At 64.0% G+C, this 22557-nt stretch carries 13 protein-coding genes and 1 pseudogene; 6 read left to right on the top strand and 8 right to left on the bottom strand.

The annotated features are described in order from the left end of the window. Positions 1 to 235: 235 nt before the first annotated feature. Positions 236 to 6436 carry a ThuA domain-containing protein gene (locus Pan44_RS11710; protein ID WP_145030229.1) on the bottom strand — a complete coding sequence of 2067 codons (6201 nt, stop codon included), beginning with the start codon at positions 6434 to 6436 and terminating at the stop codon, positions 236 to 238. A 229-nt stretch (positions 6437 to 6665) separates the two neighbouring features. Here Pan44_RS11710 and Pan44_RS11705 point away from each other — a divergent pair, with 229 nt between their 5' ends. Further along, positions 6666 to 8489 carry a glycosyltransferase family 39 protein gene (locus Pan44_RS11705; protein ID WP_145030228.1) on the top strand — a complete coding sequence of 608 codons (1824 nt, stop codon included), beginning with the start codon at positions 6666 to 6668 and terminating at the stop codon, positions 8487 to 8489. Between the two features lie 154 nt (positions 8490 to 8643). After that, positions 8644 to 10281: a hypothetical protein gene (locus tag Pan44_RS11700; RefSeq protein WP_145030227.1), complete on the top strand. Its 1638-nt coding sequence runs from the start codon at positions 8644 to 8646 to the stop codon at positions 10279 to 10281. A gap of 27 nt (positions 10282 to 10308) precedes the next feature. On the opposite strand, the gene rnc is transcribed toward Pan44_RS11700, so the two are convergent. Then, positions 10309 to 11043: a ribonuclease III gene (rnc, locus tag Pan44_RS11695; protein ID WP_145030226.1), complete on the bottom strand. Its 735-nt coding sequence runs from the start codon at positions 11041 to 11043 to the stop codon at positions 10309 to 10311. Positions 11044 to 11221: 178 nt separating this feature from the next. Here rnc and Pan44_RS11690 point away from each other — a divergent pair, with 178 nt between their 5' ends. After that, positions 11222 to 12232: an NAD-dependent epimerase gene (locus Pan44_RS11690; protein WP_145030225.1), complete on the top strand. Its 1011-nt coding sequence runs from the start codon at positions 11222 to 11224 to the stop codon at positions 12230 to 12232. Between the two features lie 21 nt (positions 12233 to 12253). Continuing rightward, positions 12254 to 13180 carry a protein-tyrosine phosphatase family protein gene (locus Pan44_RS11685; RefSeq protein ID WP_145030224.1) on the top strand — a complete coding sequence of 309 codons (927 nt, stop codon included), beginning with the start codon at positions 12254 to 12256 and terminating at the stop codon, positions 13178 to 13180. Between the two features lie 3 nt (positions 13181 to 13183). Here Pan44_RS11685 and Pan44_RS11680 read toward each other — a convergent pair whose 3' ends face one another. Continuing rightward, a complete protein-coding gene (locus tag Pan44_RS11680; protein WP_197454032.1) occupies positions 13184 to 14281 on the bottom strand; it encodes a dihydrodipicolinate synthase family protein in 1098 nt (365 codons plus the stop codon). A gap of 2 nt (positions 14282 to 14283) precedes the next feature. Beyond that, on the bottom strand, positions 14284 to 15312 hold the full coding sequence (locus Pan44_RS11675; RefSeq protein WP_145030223.1) for an NAD-dependent epimerase/dehydratase family protein: 1029 nt from the start codon (positions 15310 to 15312) through the stop codon (positions 14284 to 14286). A 309-nt stretch (positions 15313 to 15621) separates the two neighbouring features. Here Pan44_RS11675 and Pan44_RS11670 point away from each other — a divergent pair. Together Pan44_RS11670 and Pan44_RS28245 are read left to right on the top strand one after the other, a co-directional pair. Next, positions 15622 to 16437, top strand: a pseudogene (locus Pan44_RS11670) (XylR family transcriptional regulator); the annotation flags it as partial. A 90-nt stretch (positions 16438 to 16527) separates the two neighbouring features. After that, a complete protein-coding gene (locus Pan44_RS28245) occupies positions 16528 to 16794 on the top strand; it encodes a helix-turn-helix domain-containing protein (RefSeq protein ID WP_390620643.1) in 267 nt (88 codons plus the stop codon). 93 nt (positions 16795 to 16887) lie between these two features. Here Pan44_RS28245 and Pan44_RS11665 read toward each other — a convergent pair whose 3' ends face one another. From Pan44_RS11665 to Pan44_RS11650, 4 genes are all read right to left on the bottom strand, one after another. Then, positions 16888 to 17760 (bottom strand): hypothetical protein, encoded by an 873-nt coding sequence (locus Pan44_RS11665; RefSeq protein WP_145030221.1) that lies wholly within the window; start codon positions 17758 to 17760, stop codon positions 16888 to 16890. 147 nt (positions 17761 to 17907) lie between these two features. Then, entirely contained in the window at positions 17908 to 19155 is a 1248-nt protein-coding gene (locus Pan44_RS11660; RefSeq protein WP_145030220.1) for an MFS transporter, read from the bottom strand. Positions 19156 to 19331: 176 nt separating this feature from the next. Then, positions 19332 to 20510, bottom strand: a complete 1179-nt coding sequence (locus Pan44_RS11655; RefSeq protein ID WP_145030219.1) for an HD domain-containing phosphohydrolase — start codon at positions 20508 to 20510, stop codon at positions 19332 to 19334. A gap of 210 nt (positions 20511 to 20720) precedes the next feature. Further along, positions 20721 to 22523, bottom strand: a complete 1803-nt coding sequence (locus Pan44_RS11650) for an NPCBM/NEW2 domain-containing protein (protein ID WP_145030218.1) — start codon at positions 22521 to 22523, stop codon at positions 20721 to 20723. Positions 22524 to 22557 lie beyond the last annotated feature (34 nt).

Genomic DNA, 22557 nt, shown 5'->3' with positions numbered 1-22557 from the left:
GTGATCGCGTCCGCAATGCGACGCTCCTTCAGAAGGAAAAAGGCACGGACTTCCAGTCCGTGCCTTTTCTTTTTCTGGCAGCGATCCTCCAGCATCACAACCTGGATTCAGGGGGGACAGGTTCGGCCCCTGTGAATGCGGTAGCGGCTCCAGTTCCCGCTACGGTGGCGGAGCCAGGGACCTTCATGATGCGGATTCCTTTTCAGATGCACTGGCAGAGCCAGTGCCACCCAATTCAGGGCGTCTGGAGGTATTCCCAGATCGCTTCGAACTGCTTCTTCGCGTCTCCATCGAAGTACTTTGTGACCTTCGTCGTTTTGCCGTCCGGCGCGAGCTTCGGCATGCGGGTGTTCGCGTCGTAGCGCGGCGGGTCGAGCATCCAGCGGTGGTAGAAGCCAGGCTGAATGCGATCCTTCACCAGCGTGAAATTGATCCCGGGCGCCAGCAACGTGTTCTTGTCACCCGTCGGCGGGGCGTCTCCCAGTCCGTGACACTGACGGCAGTCGAGGCCGGCCGAACCGAGCAGTTCCTTGCCGGCGGCCGCCAGTTCGGCATTCGCCTTCATAGCTTCAGGCCTGGTCGGCGCGAGGCCGTGCTCGGCGGCGATCCCTTGGGCGATGGCGCCGGCGTAGGCCGGAAAGGCGGGCATGCGGGCCTTCAGCCATTCGCGCGGTTTCGCTTTCACGCGTCCGGCGATGAAGTCTTCCATCCAGCCGGTCTGAAGTCGTTCTCCGGTCCAGGTGAGGGCCGGGAGGGATTCGGGGACGATGCCGGTTTCGGATTCCTCGGCGATGATCTGCATGCGGGCGCTCTTCACGCCGTCGCGGTCGTGACACGCCTGGCAGTGCATCGCCTTCATCAGCCGTTTCGAAGTTTCCGCCGCTGAAGGCTTCTCCTGCATGCACCAGACCGTCGCGATCCGCTCGGCCTGCTCCTCTGTGAAACCAAAATCGGGAATGGGCAACCTGCTGGTTCGGTTCCGCCAGTCAGCAGGGTCATCCCCCAGGCAACCGCGGGCAGGCAGGTGGACAACCAATCCGCCCGCTTCGTCTTTGAGATCGATCCGTTCAGTGGCAAGCTGGTCGCCCGCTTCAGCCGTGTGGCATTGGCGGCATCCGAGCGAACCGAACAGTTCCCGGCCGCGCTTCTTATCGGCCTGTGCTTCGCCGGCCGGTTCGAGTCCCTCGACCGGGTTCTTGAGCGACTCGGCGATCAGGAAGCCGGAAAGATCCCCCGCCTCCTTCGCTGTGAGGCGGAAGTCGGCCATGTAGGACGTCGGAAAATGCCTGTGCGGCTCGCTGATGAACCGCTCGAGCTGGCCCGGCTGGAACTTGTAGGCCACTTCCGTCAGCGACTGCCGGTTCCACTCGTCCTCGTCGGCATTGGGCGTGAGCCGATGGCAGACGATGCAGCCGAGATCTTCGAAGAGCTGGCGACCTCTTCGATGAGACGCTTCGTCCGCGGCCGCTGAGGAGCCGTTGGCGCTTCGCCCTCCGAGCGACGAGAGCCACGCGGCGACGTCGCGGGCGGCCTGCTGTCGATCGGCCTGCTGTTCGAAACCGCCGAGCATGGCGGGCATCGTGGCGTCTTTCCGGTGGGCCTTCGGATCGAGGATCCAGGCCGCGATCCAAGATGCCTGCAATCGGCCTCCGGCGTTTTCGAGGGACGGCGCCCCCCGGAGCGGAATCGTGGCGGGCTCGATTCCCGAGTGGCAGTTGCGGCAGTGCAGCGAGTCGATCATCACACGCGGGCGACGAACCATTTCGTCCCACCACGTCTCGGCGCTGCCCGAATAGAACAACGCCTCCGGCGGAAGCGATTCGACCACCTGGCCCTCGGGAGCCCAGAGCAACCGGACCATGGAGCCCCCTTCCGAAGGCGAACGGTAGGTGACTCGAATGCGGTTGTAGCCCTTGTGGAGAGCGACCTGAGCGCCGGACTGGCCGTCGAGCGGCGAAACGGGAATCACCTCCTGCCCATTCACTTCCAGTCCGGCCGAGCCGACGCCGATCAACTCGAACCGTGCCGCCGTCTTGAGCGGCAAGTGCAGGAATCCGGTTCCGGAAGCGAGATACGGTCCGAGTTTTTCGGCGCCGGGACGGGCCGCCAGAAACGCGGAGCTGGGCGACTGCCCGTCGGGCACGGACAGAGAGGCCATCCGGGAAGGACGCTGAGAGATGACTTTTTCGGCGCCCTCTGTCCCGTTGGAAAACTGCCAGTAGAAACCGGGTTTGAGGCTTTGTTCTTCCTCGGCCGAAAGCTGCCCTTTCGGCGCGCGGCGGGTGATCTTTGCGGGGTCGAACGGCGCATCGCGCACGAGGTGGATCGTGTGGACGTACGTCTGGTCGATCTTGGCGCCGTCTTTTGCAGTGAGCGTGTACGAGAGTGAAAGCTGGCTCACCGGCTGGATGTCCGGAATCTCGAGGAACACGGTCCGGCCGTCTTCGAGCAGCGTGGCCGACTCGATATCGACGGGGTCGCGGCCTTCTTCCTTAGGATTCGAGATCTTGAATTCGGGCGAGCCGTATTCCGCCCGGTAGGTGACGTTCCACTGTTCGGCGAAGTAGTTATCGGGATCTTCGGCGCTCTCGCGGTCGAGGGTGTCGGAGAACGTGAGCGTCAGTCCGTTCTTGAGCGTCCCCACGCCCACGGGAAGGTGGACCGGCCTTCCGGTGTAGCGCATGCGCTGGAAGCACCCATCCTGCGTGGCCGAGGTCGTCCATCCCCGGAGTCCGCTCACATAGAGCTGCCCGTCGAACGGGCTGAACCGTCCGCGGCAGACGCCGGATTCGAACTGGGGAGAGAGCTTGATCGTTCCCCCCTGCCCGACGCCGTGGATGTCTTCACGGAGAACGAGGTGGACTGTGCACTGCCCGTACGACAGATGCAGCAGCTTGCCTTCGAGAGGGCCCCATTTGTCGCTGGTGACCGTCACCTGTCCGCCGCTGGAGTTGTCGAGGCGGCGGGGAATCCAGCAGAGGGGCGGGTCGTAGCCGAGTGGGCGGCCGGACTGCACCTTCGGGCCGCCGAAGCCGCCGTAGCTGCCGGGATGGACTTCAAAGACGCCGGAGGATGGAGTCCAGTTTCCTTCCTGGGGAGCAACGGTAATGTCGCCATCGGGGCTGACGCCGAGCCCGTTCGGATTGCGGTAGCCTGTTCCGATGACCTCTTTGTAGCGGCCATCCGGCGAGACGCGGATGATCCCTTCGAGGGCGTGGATGTAGTAGAGACTCCCCGTGCGGTCCTGCTCGAGGCAGGTGACGTAGTCGTGACCGCCGGGGGACGTCGTGACCTCCTCGTTGAATACTTCGTAGTAGTCGGCCTCGTCGTCGGCATTGAGATCGTGCAGCCGGGCGATGTGGTCCCGGCAGAGAACGAGGATGTCGAACGGGCTGGTAAGGGACTCCTTCGCATTCGCAGCTTCCGCCGGCGGGGGCGACAGACGCTTCCGGACCACGAGGCCCAGCGGCTGGAACATGCCCGTCGCGTAACGCTTCCATTTGAGTTCCGACCAGTCTCCGGCGAGGCCGCTGACGAGCCAGACATCGCCGTGGACGGTGCAGATCGCGGCGACATCAGGCGTGAGGAAGTCATGCCCGGTGACAAAGAACATCGCCTGGTATGGGTTTTCGAAGGGAATCGTCACGGTGTCGACCGCGAAGCTGCCCGACTCAACGCCGCGGACACCTTTGGTAACGAGAGGAGCGGTCCATTGAGACGGCCCGGGGTTCTTGAACGTCGTTAGATCAACCGACGCGGCAGCAGGAACCGCCGATGGAACGGTCTCGCCGGCCTGATCCTTGTCGACGGTCGACAGCCAGGTGAGCAGAGTGACTTCGACGGGCTGCGTGCGCGGCGCAAAGTCGAGCGTCAGGGAACGGAAGTCTCCGGGATGACTGAGTGACACTCCCGGCCGTTCTTCGATCGCGAAGGCCGGCGACTGACCGGCCTCCCTCGATTGCAGGACTCGATGATCGCCGACCTTGAGAACGCCGTAGTTCGGGCCGTCTTTCAGCAGCGCAACGCTGACCGGCTGGTCGCCCGCCTCGACGCGAAAGGTGCGCGTCAGCACCGGGACGCCGTCCACCTGTTGCAGCCAGGGCGTCTCCAGGACGGTCGTCCCGTTGACCTCCCAGTTCAGCACGGTCCGGTCACCCGTGCGCCAGAGGCCCCGGTAGTGGAATTCCGCCGGCTTCGCCTCTGCCCCCGTAAAACCGGGGTGCTTCGAGGACGTAAACAGCGGGACGCCGTCGGGATGCGGCGCCTCGATGATGCCGTATCGCCGCGGATGGAACTTGAGAAAGCCGCCGGTCCAGGCGGCCCGCATCTGACCGCGGCCCGTGTCGTAGCAGACGGCCCCGTCATCCTTCCCGCCCACCTTGATCGTCAGCCCTTTTTCAGCGAGCTGACTGTCCTTGATGTCCTTGCCGATCGCGTTCGTGTTGAACGGGACGATCGACGCGAGGAAGTTGCCGATCTCCGAATTCTTCCAGCGGTCGTCCTCGGAATCGGCCTCGCTCCAGTCAAACCCGACCTGGTCCGTCCCCCAGTGATTCACCTTCTTTTTCGCGACCGACGTGTCCTTGTCGACCGGCGTGGGGATGACTTTCCGCCTGGCCGACCACGCGACCGCCCGGCGCAGCATCTCGCGGGCCTCGAAGGCGTCGTACGTCTGCTCGCTGTGGCCGAGGAGCGTCTGGAAAACCCGGCCCTGGCCGAAGTCGTACGCCCAGGCAAGCGGCTCATCCCTCTTGGTGATGGCCGACTTGGCCGTGATCAGCGGTTCAATCGGCTCCTCGCCGGCCTGTGAGAAATAGAGTTCATCGGTGAGCTTGAAACTGGCCAGTCCCTTCGTGATTTCATGCTTCAGCTTGCTCGGCCGCACCGACATCGGCTTGAACGGATCATGAGCACTGCGTTTCGATTCCGGCCCGTCGTGATTCCACACGCGCCGCACGATCTTCCGGTATTCGGGCCAGTCGGAACCGCCGGCTTCCGGAAGCGAAAAGTGGAACGCCCCGTTCGCGAAGTGAACGAGGATCAGGCCGCCGCCGTTGTCGATGAAATCGACGAAGGCCGACTTCGACGCCGCGCTGAGGGGCGTGTTGTCGTGCCAGTTGACGTAGTTCTGGATGACGACGTCATACGACCGCTTTTCGTCCGGACCTGGCGCCAGCTTCGTCGCGAGGTCTTCGATGTTGTTCGAGACGTCGACGGTGATGCGGGGATCGATCTCGAGCAGTTTCTTGATGACGGGGGTCGTCTTTTCCCAGTTGTGCCACTTGTGGGCATCGTTGCCAGCGAACATCAGGACGCGGATGGGGGCGTCGTCGACGGGGGGGACGTCGGATTTCTGGGAGATGAGGCGGATGGGGGCGGACGCGCTCCCCTGGCGGGTCGCGGCTAACGCGGGTTCGTTCTCCGATCGAGATTGGGTCGTTTTCTTTTCAGAAGCCGGAGACTCCTCGCCGGCGGCCTTGGGATCGAAGGGCTCGCCGATGGCGGACATGATCGCGGCGCGGGAGAGGAACGGGCCGTCGACGCCCTTTGGGGGGACATCGGCGTGGGCGCTCCAGACAAGGGCGTTGAGGACCAGCTTGCGGAAATCGTCGTGTGACCAGTTGTCGTAGAAATGTCCGCAGGTGGTGCCGAAGCCGCGGCCGCCGTTCTTACGTTCGCGAGCCCAGGCGACGGTGATGCCCCAGTCGTCGCGGCCCTCCGTTGCCGGGACAACGAGCAGCGTCTGAGTGCTGGAACCATCGGCGTGCGTCCGGGTGGGAACTCCCGAGACGTATGTCGTGCCCGCGGGATTCGACGACGCGCCTTCGGCAAACCTCAGATTGAAATAGAACTCCTCCTTCATCTTCCACGGACGCAGTCCCGACAACGCCGCGTGCTTTCCGCCGACCGGAATCACATCCGCCTCGAGCGTCTTGATCGCCGAGTACCATTTCCGCTCGCCGTTCTCTTCCCAGTCGAAATACCCGCCGGTCCAGTCGAGCACCTGGGTCGCGTACTTGTCGGGGGCGAACGTCGAAAAGTGCAGGACGCAGAGTCCACACCCGCGGTCGATCAGTTTTTGAACCTCGGCCACGCGCTCGGGCGATTCGAGGTGCGGAGCTTCCGAATACTTGTCGCCGTCACGGCCGTCGGAGACGACGAGGATCGAATCGGCGTCCGCAAGCACTGCGGAATCCTTCGGCCAGCCGTCGCGGACGTAGACGACGCGAACGGCGTCTTTGACGTTCGAGGCCTCCAGCGAGGCTTTGAGCAGCCGGGCTGTCCAGGCGTAGTCGTGAATGCGGTTCCCTTCCGGGCCGTGGCTTTTTTCACCAGCGACGATGACGATCTTCTTCGGGCCGGCGGCCTGGCCCTCGTCGGCAACTCCGAAGGAGGCGAAGGCAAATCCGAGGGCGAGCAGGAAACGAACAAGCATGCGGAATCATCCCGGCGCGTGGCCCGAGGGCCGAATCGTTGCAGGCCGAAGCCCGTGGAGCTTCAGTGGGAAGGTGGGACCCGTAGTCTAATCTCCCGACCGTCCGTGTCCCTCGTCAGAAGGGCCTGTGTCGCAAGTCGACCGCGACCTCGGAAATTGCGACACTTTCCCCCACACCCGGGCGGCCCCTGGAGCCGCATTCCCTTTTCCCCCAAGGGCTGACCGACTCGTGCTGAGTGCTGCTCGAATCGTCGCGATTGTCGCGGTGGCCCTGATCACCGCGGCAGTCGCCTGCGCGCTGCTGGCGGCGGTCCCCTTCGACGTGATCCGGCCGCTGGGCGGCGCCATCCGACGGGTTGAGGACGTCACGGCCGAACGCCATGCCCGAATGATCCAGGTCTGCCTGGCGTACGCGACCGGGTGCGGCCTTTCGGCCGTGCTGTTGTGGAGGCGGCGGAAGGAGGCGGCACACTGGATCGCCGAGGCCGCTCAAGAGTTTGCGGCCGCCGTCGGAAGACTTCCGGCGACTCTGGGCAGCTGGGGCATCCTCGTGTGGGTTCTGTTCGCCCTGGGTCTCGGGCTCCGGGGGATGCACCTCAATGATTCGATGGCCTACGACGAATCGTACACGTTCAACAACCTGGCGCGGCAATCGTTGATCGTCGGCATCGCCGACTACAACAGTACGAACAACCACCTCCTGAACACCCTTTTGATGCACTTTTCCTGGCGGGTTTTCGGGGATGCGGAATGGGCGCTCCGTCTGCCGGTGTTCGTCGTCGGGACGCTCCTGCTTCCACTGCTCTGGATCTGGGGCTCGCGTTGGGCGGGACGACCGACGGCCATCGTCGCCCTGGCGCTTGCGGCCGTCTCCCCGCTGTTGACTACCTATTCAGCAGATGCCCGCGGCTACATCCTTGTGACTGCGGCCGTTCTCGCCCTTGATGATGCGGCCTCGCGCCTCTTTGAGTCCGGGGCGTCAAAGCGGCTGGCCTGGCTGCAGATCGTCCTCGCGGCGTCGTTCGGCCTGTGTGCGATGCCGATCATGCTTTACGCCCTCGTCAGTGTCGCCGGCTGGGTCACGGTGCGCACGCTCTTTCGACTCGATCGCCCGGTCGCGCCAGGCGTGTACCGCGGCGACCTCGAGCCTTCCCCGTCGCGAGGGAAGCCGTCCGTCGCAGCTTCCGTGTTCGGGAATGCCCTGATGACGCACCGCTGGCCCCTGATCGCCGGCGGCCTGACGTTCTGCCTGATCGTGGGAACGATGTACGCGCCGGCCTACATTTTTCGAGGCGGCTCCGCGATGCGCGACAAGATCCTCGAACCGATTTCGCTGGCCAACCAGTTGGCGGCCCAGTGGTCGAGCCTGCGTGGCGGATGGGAATGGTGCACGGCCGGATTCCCGCCGGGGTGGGCCTGGATGACAGGCGTGATCCTGGGAGTTCTTTTCTTCCGTTCGACAGGGGCTGATCGCATTCGCTGGCTGGCCCTGCCGGTCTCCATGCTGCTGCTGCACCTGCTTGGCCAGGTCGCTCCGCCGCCGCGCGTGTATATCATCCTGCTTCCCTTCGCGGCTCTCCTTGCTTCCGCCGGCTGGGTCGCCACGCTCTCCCGTCGCAAGCAGCACGTTGCGCTGGCGGGTGTGATCCTCGCCTGCATCGTCGCGATCGGCGGAACGGTCTACGCGGCGACTCATCCGGTCCTGATTTTTCCGGCCGAACGGACAAGCTTCGTCTCGACGCGTGAATCGATGCTGGAACTGAAATCCCAGATCGCGGCCGATTCTTCGCATCCGCACCGGCTCATCGCGCCGCTCCCGTGCGATCTCCCCTCGATCTACTACCGCGACCGCGAGCACATTCCGGTCGAGATCAACGGAACACCCAAACCGGACGACGTGCTCTGGCTGCTGGCACGCCATGGCGAATCGCCGTCCCAGGTGCTGACGTCGCCTCTCATCAATCTGCCGAACGAAGAGGCTCACCGCCCCCCCTTCGAGAAGGTCGCGACGTTCCGAACGCTCGTCCTGTACCGCTCGCCGCCCGGGCGCTGACGGTTGTTCCGGATGTAGCGACGGGGAATGCCTGTGGTTTCCCGACAACACGCCGGAACTCGCATTTCCTCGGGGACCCCGGACTAGGCTTGGGCGTGGCCCCGCATGACGGTGGCCCGAACCTCAGCCATCCCCGGAGCTTGTTTCCCCTCTCATGCTGCGTTCGTTCCGCTCAACGTGGGGCTGGCTGGCCGTCGCAATCCTTGTGATTGCCAACGTTCCGCTGATGCTCTGCATGCCGCTGCCGGCCGACGCCGCGCTGTACGACCTGCAGGCGAAGACAGCCCTGACCGGTGGAATCCTGTATCGCGATATCGTCGAACCCAACCTGCCCGGCATCGTCTGGTGCCACATGGCGATCCGCTCAGCCTTCGGATGGAGCGAAGCCGCGCTGAAATGGGTCGACCTCGTGGTCGTCGCCGGAATCGTCAGCCTGCTGCTCAGACTGATTGGCAGGACATCCCCCGGACAATCAGTCCTGGCCGCGTTCGCGTTCGTTGCCGTCGGCTTCTACTGCTCGACTCCGGAATGGGTCCATTGCCAGCGCGATATCTGGCTGATGCTGCCCGCTCTGGGCGCGTTCTCCATCCGTGTCCGGCGTCTCACGCGTCCCGGCGGCCCCGCTTCGCAGGGCTTCCTCAGTTCGCTCATCGAAGGCGCGCTGTGGGCCTGCGCGTTCTGGATCAAACCGTATGTCGCCGTTCCGGCCGCGGCCGCCGTCGCGGCCTCTCTCCTCGGGCGACGAAGCCTCCACGAGATGGTCCTCGACATCAGCGGCGTTCTCGCGGGAGGCGCGATCATCGGCGCCGCCGGTTCGACCTGGATGATCGCGACCGGCGTGTGGCCGCATTTCCTCGAGCAGATGCTGGAATGGAACCCGGTCTACTTCGCGAACGGCCGCGCGCGGTGGACGCTCACCCAGTACCTCTCCCTGTCCCGCGACCTGGCTCCGTGGTGCCTGGTTCACCTCGCAACGCTGCCGGTCGCGATGTGGGTGATCGGACGTGCCGTGCTGGCGATGCGCAGTCCGAGAGACGCGGCGTCCGCCGATTGCGTCTCCACGCTTCTGGCCGCCCTGTACCTGGGTTGGATGATTCAGGCCCATTTCCTCCAGCACCCGTTCCACTACTGCCACACACCGACCGTCATTCTCGCCGCGGCGCTGCTCGCGGCCTGCTGGCCTCGCGAATGGCCGCGGCGCCGTGTGGCGAACTTCGCCTTTGCCGGTTCGCTCGCGTTCGCCCTCGTGATGGCACCCGCGTTCGATCCGCAGCGCCTGGCGTGGTGGCCCGACTGCATCACCCGAGGCGCTCAGCCCGATGTGAAGTGCGCCCTCCATCATCGCAATCTTCCCAACTGGGTCGAACTGCAGCCCGTGATCGACTTCCTGAGAAACCAGAACCTGCAGGATGGCGAACTCACGGCGTACAACGTCTTCCTGGTCCACCTCTATCCCGAGGTTGGGGTGCGGCCTTCCACCCGATATGTCTTTCTGGATGTGCTCCTGCAGGTGTTCCACGCCCATGAAGAGCAGATCCACGAGGCGCTGGCCACGTCCCGGCAACGATTCGTCGTCTGCAGCCTGCTCGAGAACGGCATGAGCGCGGAAGCGATCGCGGCCGAGGGAACGGGACTGCACTCCTCGCTGCCGGCCGCATTCCCCAAAGAACATGCCGCGGAATTCCCGTACTGCCTGCCGCTGGTGTTCCGCTCGGGCCAGTACGTCGTTTACCGCGCTGATCGCCCGATGGGCGCACTGAATACAACGGCGCGGCCGCTGGCCGTGAAGTAGACGCCCGCCAGTCCCGCCGGCCGTCGTTCACTCGGACTGGTGTGGGATCTCGAGCCCTTCAATCTGGGCGAGGGCGTTCTGCGCGGCGCGCTGCTCCGCCTCTTTCTTGCTGGGGCCCCAGGCGGGCGCGAACATGCGGGCGCCGACCATCGCGCTGACCTTGAAGCACTTGAGGTGATCCGGTCCCTTCTCGTCGAGCACCGAATACATCGGCGTTTCGCCGTATTCCCGCTGGGCCTGCTGCTGAAGCATGCTTTTGAAATTCACACCGGTCGGAGAGCCGGCAGCCGATTCAATTTCGTCCTGTACGTTGCGGAGGACGAGGTCGCGGGCCGCGTCGAATCCGCCGTCGAGATAGACTCCGCCGACCAGCGATTCGAAAACGGCCGCCGAGACCGACCCTGGAATTCTTCCATGGGCGGAGATCCCCTTGCCGAGCCACAGGAAGGTGTCGAGGCCGAGGCGGACGCTGATCTGGGCGCAGACCGCGCGACTGACGACTTCCGATTTGATGCGGGTCAGGTCTCCTTCGGGACTCTCGGGAAACCGGGAGTACAGCGCCTCACAGACTGCCACGCCGAGGACGGCGTCTCCCAGGAACTCGAGGCGTTCGTTCGATTCGAGCCGGGTGCGCGAGGCCGAGGCATGGGTCAGGCAGCGGCGCAGGAGTTCGCGGTCGCGGAATCGATAGCCGATAACGCCCTCGCACGCGTCGAGCGTTTCATCAGGCAGGGCCGGGGGCGCGGGCGCGCGTTCGGACATACGGCGTGGAGCTGCGTTCCTCGAAGCAGGAATCTTCTGGGCTGAGTGTCCCGATCGTCGCCGCCGGTTTCAAGCCCCGCCCTTCGTCTCCACGCGCCCGCGATGCTTCTCTACACTGCGGGTCTCGCACCGCCTTCGACGGGTATGAGCGGTTGCTGACCATCCACTGGAGGGAATTGTGGCGAAGATCCTGGTGACCGGCTCGGCCGGCTTTATCGGCTTTCATCTGACCCGTCGCCTGCTGGCCCGCGGCGACCAGGTCACCGGCTTCGACAACATCAACGACTACTACAGCGTCCAGCTCAAAGAGGACCGGCTGGCCCAGCTGAGGTCGCTTCCCGGATTTGAGTTCGTCCGCGGCGACCTATCGGACGATGCGGCGGTGAAAGCCCTCTTCCAGAGCCACGACTTCGACGCCGTCGTGAACCTGGCGGCCCAGGCCGGCGTGCGGTACTCGCTGACCAACCCGCAGGCCTACATCACCAGCAACCTGGTCGGTTTCACGAACATTCTCGAGGGCTGCCGGCATCACGGCGTCAAACACCTGGTCTACGCGTCGTCGAGTTCCGTCTACGGCGCCAACACGGCCATGCCGTTCTCCATCCACCAGAATGTCGACCACCCTCTCAGCCTGTATGCCGCGTCGAAAAAAGCCAACGAACTGATGGCCCATACGTACAGTCATCTGTACGGCATTCCGACGACCGGCCTCCGGTTCTTCACCGTCTACGGCCCCTGGGGTCGCCCGGACATGGCGCTGTTCATCTTCGCGAAGGCGATCCTGGAAGGCCGGCCGATCGACGTGTTCAACGAAGGGCGGATGAGGCGCGATTTCACCTATGTCGACGACATTGTCGAAGGGATCGTCCGCGTCACCGACCATGTCGCCACGCCGAACCCGCAATGGACCGGCGACAGGCCCGACCCCGGAACCAGCAAGGCCCCTTACCGGCTGTACAACATCGGCAACAACCAGCCCGTCGAGCTGATGCACCTGATCACGACGCTGGAGAAGTGTCTTGGCAAAACGGCCAGGAAAAACATGCTGCCGATGCAGCCGGGAGACGTGCCGGCCACGTATGCCGACGTGGACGACCTGATCCGCGATGTCGGATTCAAGCCGGCGACATCGATCGAAACGGGCGTCGCCCGCTTCGTCGAGTGGTATCGCCAGTATCACGGACTGTGAACACGTAATGCGGACGGAACAATGAACTTTCGAGTGGCTTGTGCAGTCGGAGTCATTGGCATCGCACTGACCGCGGCGGGGCTGTTCGCAGCGGACAACCCGGCAGCGGGGCCGCCCGCGGCACCCCGGAAGGTCGCGGCGAACTCCCTTCCGAACGCCTACCGGATCACCGCGAACGTGATTTCGGGCGGGTTGCCTGATGGAGACGCAGGCTTTCAGGAGCTGAAAGCCCTGGGTGTGCGGACGGTGATCAGCGTGGATGGCATGGCGCCGGACGCCGAGAAGGCGAAGAGTTACGGTCTGCGGTACGTCCACCTGCCTCATGGATACGACCGCATTCCGCTGGAGCGCGGCCGGGAACTGGCGAAGGCCATTCAGGACCTGCCCGGTCCGGTCTACATCCACTGCCATCACGGAAAGCACCGCGCCCCTGCAGCCGCGGCCGTCGCGTGCATCGAAGCCGGCCTGCTTCCCGCGGGCGCGGGTGAAGCGGTACTGAAAACGGCGGGCACGAATCCGAACTACCGCGGGTTGTACGAATCGGTCCGTCAGGCGCGCCCGCTGTCAGCCGCCGAACTCGATCGGCTCCAGGTCGAGTTTCGTGAGAAGTCCCCCATCCCTCCTTTCGCCGAGGCGATGGTCGAACTGGAGCATGCGTTTGACGCAGTCCGGCAGGAGTCCAGTCGCAACTGGAGCCGGTCGGGCGACACCCGCGCGGCTGCATTACTGCTGGTCGAGCACTACAGGGAGATGCAGCGGCTGGAGGACGTTCAACGCCGCCCCGCGAGCTTCCGAGAGTTCCTCGCGGCTGGCGAACAGGCGGCGATGCAGCTGCAATCCTCCGCCAGCGGGGAGTCGGTTGACGCCCGGCAGGCCGAGGCCGCTCTCAAAACACTGAGCAGCGGCTGCGCCGACTGCCACGCGGCCTATCGCGACAACGGTTCCTGAAGGTCAGTCGCGAAGCCATTCATCGCGATGGGCCGCGACGAACGCGTCGTCGCTCAGGTGCGGGTAAGCCGCAAGCACACGGTCAATTGCGGCGCTCTGCCCGGCGCTCAGTCCGTTCTCATTCTCGAGCAGGACGATGTCATCGAGCAGCCCCTGCCGCCGAAGGACTTCGTGCAGCCCTGCGATGCAACCTGCAAAGTTATTGGCCGAGTCGAAGAACGCGGCATTGCTGTCGGTCACTTCGACGCTCAGTTGCAGCAGTTCGTCGGCACCGGGAGAAGCCGACTCCATCGCCCGATGACACTGCGCCAGGATCCTCACGGCCTGGCGGGTCCAGACGGCCCAGTGGCCGAGGAGGCCTCCCACGATCCGCCGCTCGACGACGTCACTCCCGACACGGAACCGGAACGGCGTCACGAGGTCCATCACGATGTTGTCGTCGTTGCCCGTGTAGAGCGCAATATCTTCCCGGCCCGATTCGGCAACGGCGCGAACGACGTCGAGCGTCTGGTACCTGTTGAACGGGGCGATCTTGATGCCGACCACGTTCTCGATCTCGCAGAACCGCTTCCAGAATTCGTAGGCCAGCGCCCGGCCGCCGACAGCCGACTGCAGGTAGAACCCGAAAATCGGCATGACTTCCGCCACGCGGCGGCAGTGCTCGATCAGCTCGTCGTCGCTGCGATCGGCGAGTGCCGCCAGACTCACCATCCCGGCGTCATAGCGCAGCGCGCGGCCCAGCGTCGCTTCGCCCAGCGCCTGAGGCGTGTCGCCGCAGATTCCGACGATGCGATAGATCGGCTCCTTGCGCCCCGCATCGAGCCGGTCGAATTCTTCGGCGGCGAGGGCCAGCAGCGGCTCGAACAGTCCGACCTTCGGATCGCGAATGCCGAACTGCGTCGTGTGCACGGCCGTCGCGACGCCGCCAGCGCCTGCCGCCGAGTAATAGCGGAGGAGGGCTTTCTGGCGACGTTCGTCCAGCCGGCGCGAAGAGTCGAGCGCCAACGGCAGGGCGGGAATGACCAGTCCCCGTCGCAAAGCCCGCGACTTGACCGCGGAGGCCGCCTCGACGGTCGATGGTGTGGCAGTCAGTGGACTCATCGCTAGAAGTCTCCACTCCGCGACGAGAAATGCGTTGGCTTGCCCAGGGTTCCGCCCCCGGCCAGAAGCCATTCGCTGATCTGGTCGATCATCTGTTCCGCAGTCACGCCCGGTCGGCCATACCGTTCGAAGCACTGGGCCGCGTTGTTGAGCAAAGCCGTCTGCGATTCCTGCCCGGTGAAGAAGACCTTTTTCTTAATCCGCTCCCCGAACGCCTTCGCGACCTCGCGGACGCTCAGGGTTTCCGGACCAGTCAGGTTCAGAGCCCGCGCCGGCGACGAGGCCAGTTCCAGCGACTGGATCGACATCGCACAGGCGTCGCGCTGCCAGATGACGTTGAACGATCCCATCGACACATCGATCGGCTCACCCGCGAGCACCTGTTCGGCGATATCGACGAGAACGCCGTAGCGCAGCTCGCAGGAATAATTCAGCCGGATCAGCGTGACGGGGATCGAAAGCTCGCGACTGAAGTACTCGTACATCCGTTCGCGGCCGAGTGCGGTCATCGCATACTCGCCGACCGGATTCAGCCGGTCGGTCTCGAGTGAACCGCCGCTGGCGACTTCAGACAGCCCGTACACGTTGCCCGTCGAGAACGCGGCCAGGCGGCTCCCCGCAAAGCGCTGGCACACCAGCCCCGGCAGAAAGCAGTTCGTCGCCCAGGTCTTTCCCTCCTGCCCCGAAGTCCCGAACTTCGTGCCGATCATCACGAACACGTTTGGAACGCTCGGAAGCTCGGCCAGTTGCTTCGGATCAAGAACGTCGCAGCGCTGTGTTTCGATCTTGCGGCTGGCGAATTCCTGCCGCTGCGACTCCGAACTGAACCGCGATGCGGCGATCACGCGTCTCTGGGGACCGACGATATCGAGCCCGCGACGAAGCATGGCGGCAAGGTGCAGCCCCATCTTCCCGCCAGCGCCCAGAACCAGGAAATCTCCCTCGCTGCGTTTGAGAGATTCCAGCACGCCGCGAGTCGGCTCGCTGAGCCGATCGTCCAGATCCTGCGTGTTCGTCGGAACAGAAGACATGTGCCCCGTTTCAGAAATTCAAAATGCCGAACGGCGTTGGCGACGGCCTGAACGGCGTCGAGTACGCCCCATCCTGCGGACGGCTGCAAACGGTTGCAACCACAGTCACGCCATTCGCCGCAAAAACGGATCAACCGTGCAATCTGCGTCCTGCGCGTCTGCCGCAGGTCAGGTGGTCCGATTCTAAACTCGCCCTCCTCCCCCGACAGTCCATTATTGTGACTTCGGTGTTTGTGTTTACGACACTCGTCCAACCGCGTATTCTTGACGCTGCATTGAACACCCGGGGGAAGAAAGCGACAGATCTCCATGACCCACACGGCGCATGTCGCCCTCCTGATCGAAACCTCACGCGCGTATGGTCGCGGACTGCTTCGCGGCATCATCCGCTACCAGCGCGAACACGGGCCGTGGTCGATCTACTTTCAGCCACGGGGCATTAACGACCCCGCTCCTGGATGGCTGAAGACCTGGAAGGGGGATGGCATCCTCGCCCGTGTGCGCGACCGCAAGATGGCCGCCACGATCGAACGCACCGGCGTCCCCTGCGTCGACCTCCGGTTCGCGGTTCCGGGTCTGAACATGCCGGCGGTCGGCATCGACAACAGCACGATCGTTCGCAGGGCGTTCGACCACTTCCTCGACCGCGGGTTCCGCCGCTTCGCCGTCTGCAGCTACCCGGAAGGCCAGTTCGCGTGGATGGATGTGCGGGCCAGGCTGTTCTGCGGACTGGTTGAAGAAGCGGGATTCCAGTGCGAAGTGTTCACGGGGTCGGCGGAAGAAGATGCCGCCCCGCCGGCCTGGGAGAATGAACAGACTCAAATCGCCAAATGGGTCAGCCGGCTCCCCAGGCCCGTGGCGATCTTCGCAGTGAATGACGATCGCGGCCTGCAGATTCTCGACGCCTGCCGCCGCGCGGGAGTCCATGTTCCGGACGAGGTGTCCGTCCTGGGCGTCGACAACGACGAATTCCTCTGCGGTCTGGCGACGCCCCCGTTGAGCAGCGTCAGCATCAACCTCGAAACCGTGGGCTATCGCGCCGCCGAACTGCTGGATGGCATGATGCGCCGCGGGGTCGAACCACCGGCCCAGCCGCTCCTGCTCCAGGCAGGCGACGTCGTCGCGCGCAAATCGACCGACAGCCTCGCGATCGATGATCCGGAACTTTCCAAAGTCGTCCGCTACCTCCGAGAGCACGCCTGCGAGGGGATCCGCATGACGGATATTACGCGGGCGACCGGGATGGAACGGCGGACACTCGAGCGACGCATGAAAGCGCTCTTTGGACGATCTCCCAAGGATGAATTGATGCGGATCCAGATCGAGGAGGCCAAGCGGCTACTCACCTCGACGGAACTGTCGATCAAGGCGATCTCGATGCGAACCGGCTTTGCCAACAGCCGTTACTTCACGCAGGTGTTCCGCACGCGAGTGGGAGTGGCCCCCGGGCAGTTCCGGCATGCCTCGCGAGGGAAATCATAAGCCAGTCCGGTTTCTCCGGGCCTCATTCACTTGTGCGTCTCATGAGTTCCGGAGTGCGACCTCGCACCCCGGAACTCACGCAGCAGCACCGTGTTACCGATAAATCGAATACAAGTGGATCTTGGTGCCGGCCAGGGCGTTGACGTGCTCGTGGAATGCTTCCACAAGCGCTCCATAGGCGGCCCCCGACGACCCGTTCGTCGCGTTAATCGTCCGCTGGATCGTGTTCCACCCCTTCGTCATGTTGTCTTCGTACATCTCGAGCAACCGCCTGAATTCGGAATCAGGGATGCAGTAGTTCCGCAGCTCCATCCGCACGACGTATTGGACAATGGACAGGAAGGGATACCACCTCCAGTCTTCCCCGAACGGCATCGCGCCGTTGGTCGACGACGTCATCGACCGACGGGTGGGATTGTCCGTGTGGAACTGCATGTAAGCCAGGATCTTGTTCGGATCATAGAACCAGAGTTGCTTGAACTTCGGATCGCCGCCAACAAACGTGGCGAGGTCCATCATCTTCCGGATCCGGTCTCCCACCACTCCCGGGATCGACTTTGAAACTTCCAGCAGGCGCTCATACACATCCAGCTGGTCGCCGCAGACGACGATGTTCTCCCCCTCTTTTTCATCAAACGTGATGGACTTCCCGGGGATGTAGACAATTCCCGGCTGGGCGCTGTCGCTGAAGGCCCAGTTCAGGTCATCGGTCGTCTTATTGCAGCCGACGTTCAACCCGAGATACCAGTTGACGTGGTCGGGGATCGTCGTCTTGAAATTGAACCGGATCAGCGTCTTCACGCCCACCTGGTACTTCTTCGCCAGCGTCTCCCAGCGTTCCCCATCCTTGACCCTGTGAGCGACGGAATAGTTCGTGGGCGTGTAATCCGGAGGAAGCGGATGCGGACTCCCCAGCCCATGCGGGGACTTCATGATGATCGGTCGATTGGGGACGTGAAGCTCCATGACTCATCTCCCGGCGCGTGGGCGCAGAAACTGTCCGGACAGATTTTCTGTCCGGACCGCCGGAAGTTGCTTCAATTCCTCCATTCATCGGACAAAACGCGTGATCGACCGGATCACCCTGCCTGTGGGCGCCGGAGTCGTCGATGATCATTGGTCCCGTTTCAGGTTGGGCAGGAACGCCGTCAGCAGGCCGATCGCCGGCAGGTACGCACAGACCTGGTAGACGAAGATGATGCTCGTCGCGTCCGCGAGTCGTCCCAGAACGGCCGCCCCCACCCCGGCGATGCCGAACGCAAAGCCGAAGAACAGACCTGCAATCATTCCTACGCGGCTCGGAAGCAATTCCTGCGCGTAAACAATGATGGCCGAGAAGGCCGAGGCGAGAATCAGGCCGATCGGGACGCTCAGAACCGCCGTCCAGAACAGCCCCACATGCGGCAGCACGATTGAGAACGGCAGCACGCCAAGGATCGAACCCCAGATCACCCGTTTGAAGCCGATGCGGTCGCCGATCGGTCCGCCGGCGATCGTTCCCACGGCCACGGCGGCCAGGAACAGAAACAGGTAGAGCTGGGCGGTGTCGACCGGCACGCCAAATCGCTCGATCAGGTAGAACGTGTAGTAGCTCGTCAAGCTGGCCATGTAGAAGTACTTCGAAAACACCAGCACGAGCAGGATCGCGATCGACCACGCCACGCGTCGCTGCGACAACCCCGTCACCGGCCCGGCCGCCTTCTTCGGACGCGCCGCCCGCGAGGCCAGATGATTCCGGTACCAGCGGCCGACGCCATACAGCACGGCCATCGCCAGCAGGGCCACGATGGAGAACCAGGCGATGCTGGCCTGCCCGCGAGGAACCACGATGTAAGCCGCCAGCAGCGGGCCGAGGGCCGTGCCTCCGTTCCCGCCGACCTGGAACAGCGACTGAGCAAACCCGTGCCGCCCGCCCGATGCCATGCGGGACACTCGCGACGCCTCGGGGTGAAACACCGATGAGCCCACGCCAACGAGCGCAGCCGCGATCAGGATCAATGGAAACGAATTGGCGACGGAGATCAGGATCAGTCCGACGAACGTGAACGCCATCCCGGTCGCCAGCGAAAACGGCCACGGACGGCGATCGGTCACCATGCCGACGAGCGGCTGCAGCAGCGAAGCGGTCACCTGGAACGCGAAGGTGATGAACCCGATCTGCGTGAAGGTGAGGGAGTATTTGTCCTTGAGCACCGGGTAAACGGCCGGGATCAGGGATTGCATCAGGTCATTCAGCAGATGCGACAGGCTGAGGGCCGCGAGGATGGCGAAGACGGTCTGTTCGCGCGTGACGCCGGGGGCTTGTTCACTCAACAACTCCGTCGGCGAAACCGACGGCGCGACAACCGTTTCCGTGCTCATCCTGAACCTTTCATCAGACACTGCCCGTGACACGGCGGTGATTGAAGAGGTTCAGAGGCAAAGTTCAAGTGCTACGCCGCCACTCCGCAGGCTCTGGCGGACATCTGCCCAAATGCCGGCAGGCCCCAGGGAATCCACTGGGCACGCAATCGCCCGGCCGGGCTGCGAAGCATTGCTTACGACACGGCCTCGACGTCCCGCAGTTCATGAAAGGTCGCTTCCATCTGCGGGCGGATCGCGAAACACGCGTCAATGACGGCCGGGTCGAAGTGCCGGCCGCGCTCGCTTTGAAGAATCTCAAAACACTGCACGAGCGGCAGGGCCGGCTTGTAGCAGCGGGGCGTCGACAGGGCGTCGAACACGTCGGCCACGGCCGTCAGCCGTGCTTCCAGCGGGATGTCGCGCCCCGCAAGCCCCCGCGGATACCCGGCGCCGTCCCAGCGTTCATGGTGACTGGCGGCGATGCGGGCGGCCATCATCAGCATGGGCGACGAACCCTCCTGGGAATTCTCCTCGTCATCCCCGGCCTGGAGATCCGATTCGGCCATGGGGGCGATGATGTTCCAGCCGAAGTCGGCGTGCTTGCGCATGAGGGTCATCTCGTCCGCATCAAGTCTTCCCGGCTTATGGAGAATCTGGTCCGGAATGCCGATCTTCCCGACGTCGTGCAGCTGGGCTGCCAACTCGATCATCTCCACCACGACGTCCTGCATTCCCATGGCGGCCGCCAGCAGGGCGGTATACCGGCCGACACGCAGCACATGCCGGCCCGTGTGGTCGTCGCGATACTCCGCCGCGCGGGCCAGGCATTGGACCACCTCACGGCGTGACGCTTCCAGTTCCCTGATCCGCCGCTGCACGGCGCGCTCCAGCGACTGGGCCGAATGGTTCAACTGGTCCCGATAGTGTTTGGCCTCGATGACGTTCCGGAGCCGCGTGGACAACTCCATTTCATCCACCGGCTTGCTCAGAAAATCGGACACCCCGAGTTCGAGGATCTTGAGCCGGATCATCCGGTCGTCCGAGGCGGTGAGCGTGATCACCGGCGTGTCATGAAGCACCGGATGGGCGCGCAGCTGCGTGAGGAGTTCGACGCCGGACAGCCCCGGCATGATCAGGTCCATCAGGACAACGTCCGGACGGAATTCGACGAGCTGCTCCAGCGCCTGAACGGAATCCGAAATCCCCAGAATGTTCTCGAACCCGAGCATCTGCATGTGACGTCGGATGAGCCGGACGTTCAGCAGATCATCATCGATGACGGCGATCCGCGCGTGCGAGATCTCGGACAGCCTTCCGACGGCGCTCGATCTGGAGAGGGAAGGGCGACGGACCGGGGTTGCTGCCAGCGACATGACGCCTGCTTGTCTGAAAGTTCCGTTTGGCGGGGTTTTCCGCGACCACCCGGAAGCATTGAACACGCGTCAGTCCGTGGCGCAATGAACGACGCAGAATGTCCAGATAGGGAACTCCAGAAGCCGGTTGCATCAAGCATTCCAGCTCATCGCAGAGGCGGGCGCCGGCGCCCGCCCTTCCCGATCCCGTCACTCTCTCCATCGGCACGTTCACGGCCGCAGAACCGCTTCCCGCTGCAGAACCGGATCGAGCCATACACCCCAATCGGCCCCGTTGCCGTCGCCGGCATCTTCGACGGTCAGGGTGAGCGTCCTGACTCCTTTCACGCTGACGTCGATCCGGACTGGCGTTTCACCGCGCGTGGTTCGGGAGCGGAACAGTTCTTTTCCGTCCCCGGTGACGACGAACACCACCGTGCCGGAATGACCGTCCGCCAGTCCTGCGATGGCGGTCAGCTTGTCCCATTTGCCGTCGATCGCGTACTCGTAAACCGAGGGGGCGTGGGCATACAGGCCGCGTGCATAGAGCCGCCCTCCGAGAGTGAAGAGCGGCGACTCGTCCGGGAGGCGGTTGACCGAGGGAGCGCCCCAGCCGGTTTTCGCCTGGCGTGACGATGCGTCGGTCAGCCGCAGCATCGGCCCCTCTGCCGCTGCAGGTTCGACTCGTTCAGCGGGCTTCAGTGTGGAGACGACGACTTCCGCGGCCTCGAGCAGCCGTGCGGAGGCCCCCTCCTTGCGCAGGCGTTCGAGCGCTGCGTGCGCATCATCCGGTTTCTTCGACTTGATCGCCTTCTCCAGAGCACTCAATGTCGCTTTCGACTTCGCCGCCCACAGGTCGACCACTCCTTCGCCGTCCACGTCGTAAGGGAACGACAGTTCGTCCGGAGTGGAGATCGCTCCGTTGCAGTGCAGCAACACGACCTTGAACGCTCCCGGCCGGCCGGCCCGGAATGACTGACATTCCAAGTGGATTCGCCCCTGGTCATCGGGAACGGCGGTGGCCGTTGCCGAGTCGTAGTCGGAATTGCCGACGGGGTTCATATATGCGACGGCGCCATAGATCGGCGGGTCGGCCGTGATGGTCGCCGCGATGTCGAACCCGCGATCCCGGCTGACGACTTCGACGTTCTTCGCTTCCGCCTTTGCACGGCTGTCGAAGCCTTTGACCGATCCGGAGAACATCGGATGCGAGGCGACACGGAGGGCGGTCGCGAGCGTGAGGAACGATCGGGCGGCCTCGCCGCGCCGCTCGGAACCATAGGTGTGGTTCCCGCTGCCCATCAGCGACGTCCCGAAGAGCGCTCGCTGATCCTGCCGCTCGGCGTCATGCGGAAGCTGGAGGGCATGCCCGAACTCATGCGCGACTCCGCCGACAAACGTCGTGTTGTACTTGCCGAGAGAGATTCGGCCGTATTGCCCGTCCTGCACGATCGGCTCTTTGCGGTCGATCAGTGCGCTGTCGAGAATCGGCGAGTCGCACTGCCAGGCGGTCCCTGACTTGTGGGTTCCCCCGGCGTAATACGGGCTGTGCTGGGAGATCGTCTTCGCGTTCTCGTCCCAGTCCGACAGGTTGCAGAAGATTGCCAGCGTTTCGGTGTTCGGCGAGACGCCGGCCTCCCGCAGAACGGGGTAGCACTCAGTGCGGATCTCGCGGCCGCTTTCCGTCTTGTAGTGGGCCTTGGGTTTGGCCCCTTTGACGAGATGGATCCGGATCAGCCCGTCGTTTTCCGTCTCGAACCGGAGAGTGCGATCACCGAATCCGTTCCGGCGCATCTCATCCAGGTAGAACTTCTGGACATCGAAGAGCACTCGGGAGAGACGTTCGCGGTATTGCGGGGCGGGATCGCAATCGGCCGGCGTAAAGTAGGCAATGATGAACTTCCGGTCGCCCGGGCTCGGCTCATCGGCATGCCAGGCGTCGAGGATGCTGCGCGCGGCCGGGACCTGGGTGCGGAGTTCCTCCTCGGGAGATGCCGCAAGGAGAGCCGAGAGAGTGACGATGAACGTTGACATAGTGAATGCCCGCCGAAGTCGGTGTCCTCTGTGA

Source organism: Caulifigura coniformis, assembly GCF_007745175.1.
Classification (GTDB): domain Bacteria; phylum Planctomycetota; class Planctomycetia; order Planctomycetales; family Planctomycetaceae; genus Caulifigura; species Caulifigura coniformis.
The sequence above is the reverse complement of the archived record's forward strand: the minus strand, read 5'-3'. Positions and strand labels throughout refer to the sequence as shown.

What these genes read in the sequence shown, in the direction of transcription:
- Pan44_RS11655 (WP_145030219.1), bottom strand. Translation starts at nt 20,510, where the DNA reads ATGTCGCTGGCAGCAACCCCGGTCCGTCGCCCTTCCCTCTCCAGATCG.
- Pan44_RS11685 (WP_145030224.1), top strand. Translation starts at nt 12,254, where the DNA reads ATGAACTTTCGAGTGGCTTGTGCAGTCGGAGTCATTGGCATCGCACTG.
- Pan44_RS11710 (WP_145030229.1), bottom strand. Translation starts at nt 6,436, where the DNA reads ATGCTTGTTCGTTTCCTGCTCGCCCTCGGATTTGCCTTCGCCTCCTTC.
- Pan44_RS11700 (WP_145030227.1), top strand. Translation starts at nt 8,644, where the DNA reads ATGCTGCGTTCGTTCCGCTCAACGTGGGGCTGGCTGGCCGTCGCAATC.
- rnc (WP_145030226.1), bottom strand. Translation starts at nt 11,043, where the DNA reads ATGTCCGAACGCGCGCCCGCGCCCCCGGCCCTGCCTGATGAAACGCTC.
- Pan44_RS11660 (WP_145030220.1), bottom strand. Translation starts at nt 19,155, where the DNA reads ATGAGCACGGAAACGGTTGTCGCGCCGTCGGTTTCGCCGACGGAGTTG.
- Pan44_RS28245 (WP_390620643.1), top strand. Translation starts at nt 16,528, where the DNA reads ATGACGGATATTACGCGGGCGACCGGGATGGAACGGCGGACACTCGAG.
- Pan44_RS11680 (WP_197454032.1), bottom strand. Translation starts at nt 14,281, where the DNA reads ATGAGTCCACTGACTGCCACACCATCGACCGTCGAGGCGGCCTCCGCG.
- Pan44_RS11650 (WP_145030218.1), bottom strand. Translation starts at nt 22,523, where the DNA reads ATGTCAACGTTCATCGTCACTCTCTCGGCTCTCCTTGCGGCATCTCCC.
- Pan44_RS11665 (WP_145030221.1), bottom strand. Translation starts at nt 17,760, where the DNA reads ATGGAGCTTCACGTCCCCAATCGACCGATCATCATGAAGTCCCCGCAT.
- Pan44_RS11675 (WP_145030223.1), bottom strand. Translation starts at nt 15,312, where the DNA reads ATGTCTTCTGTTCCGACGAACACGCAGGATCTGGACGATCGGCTCAGC.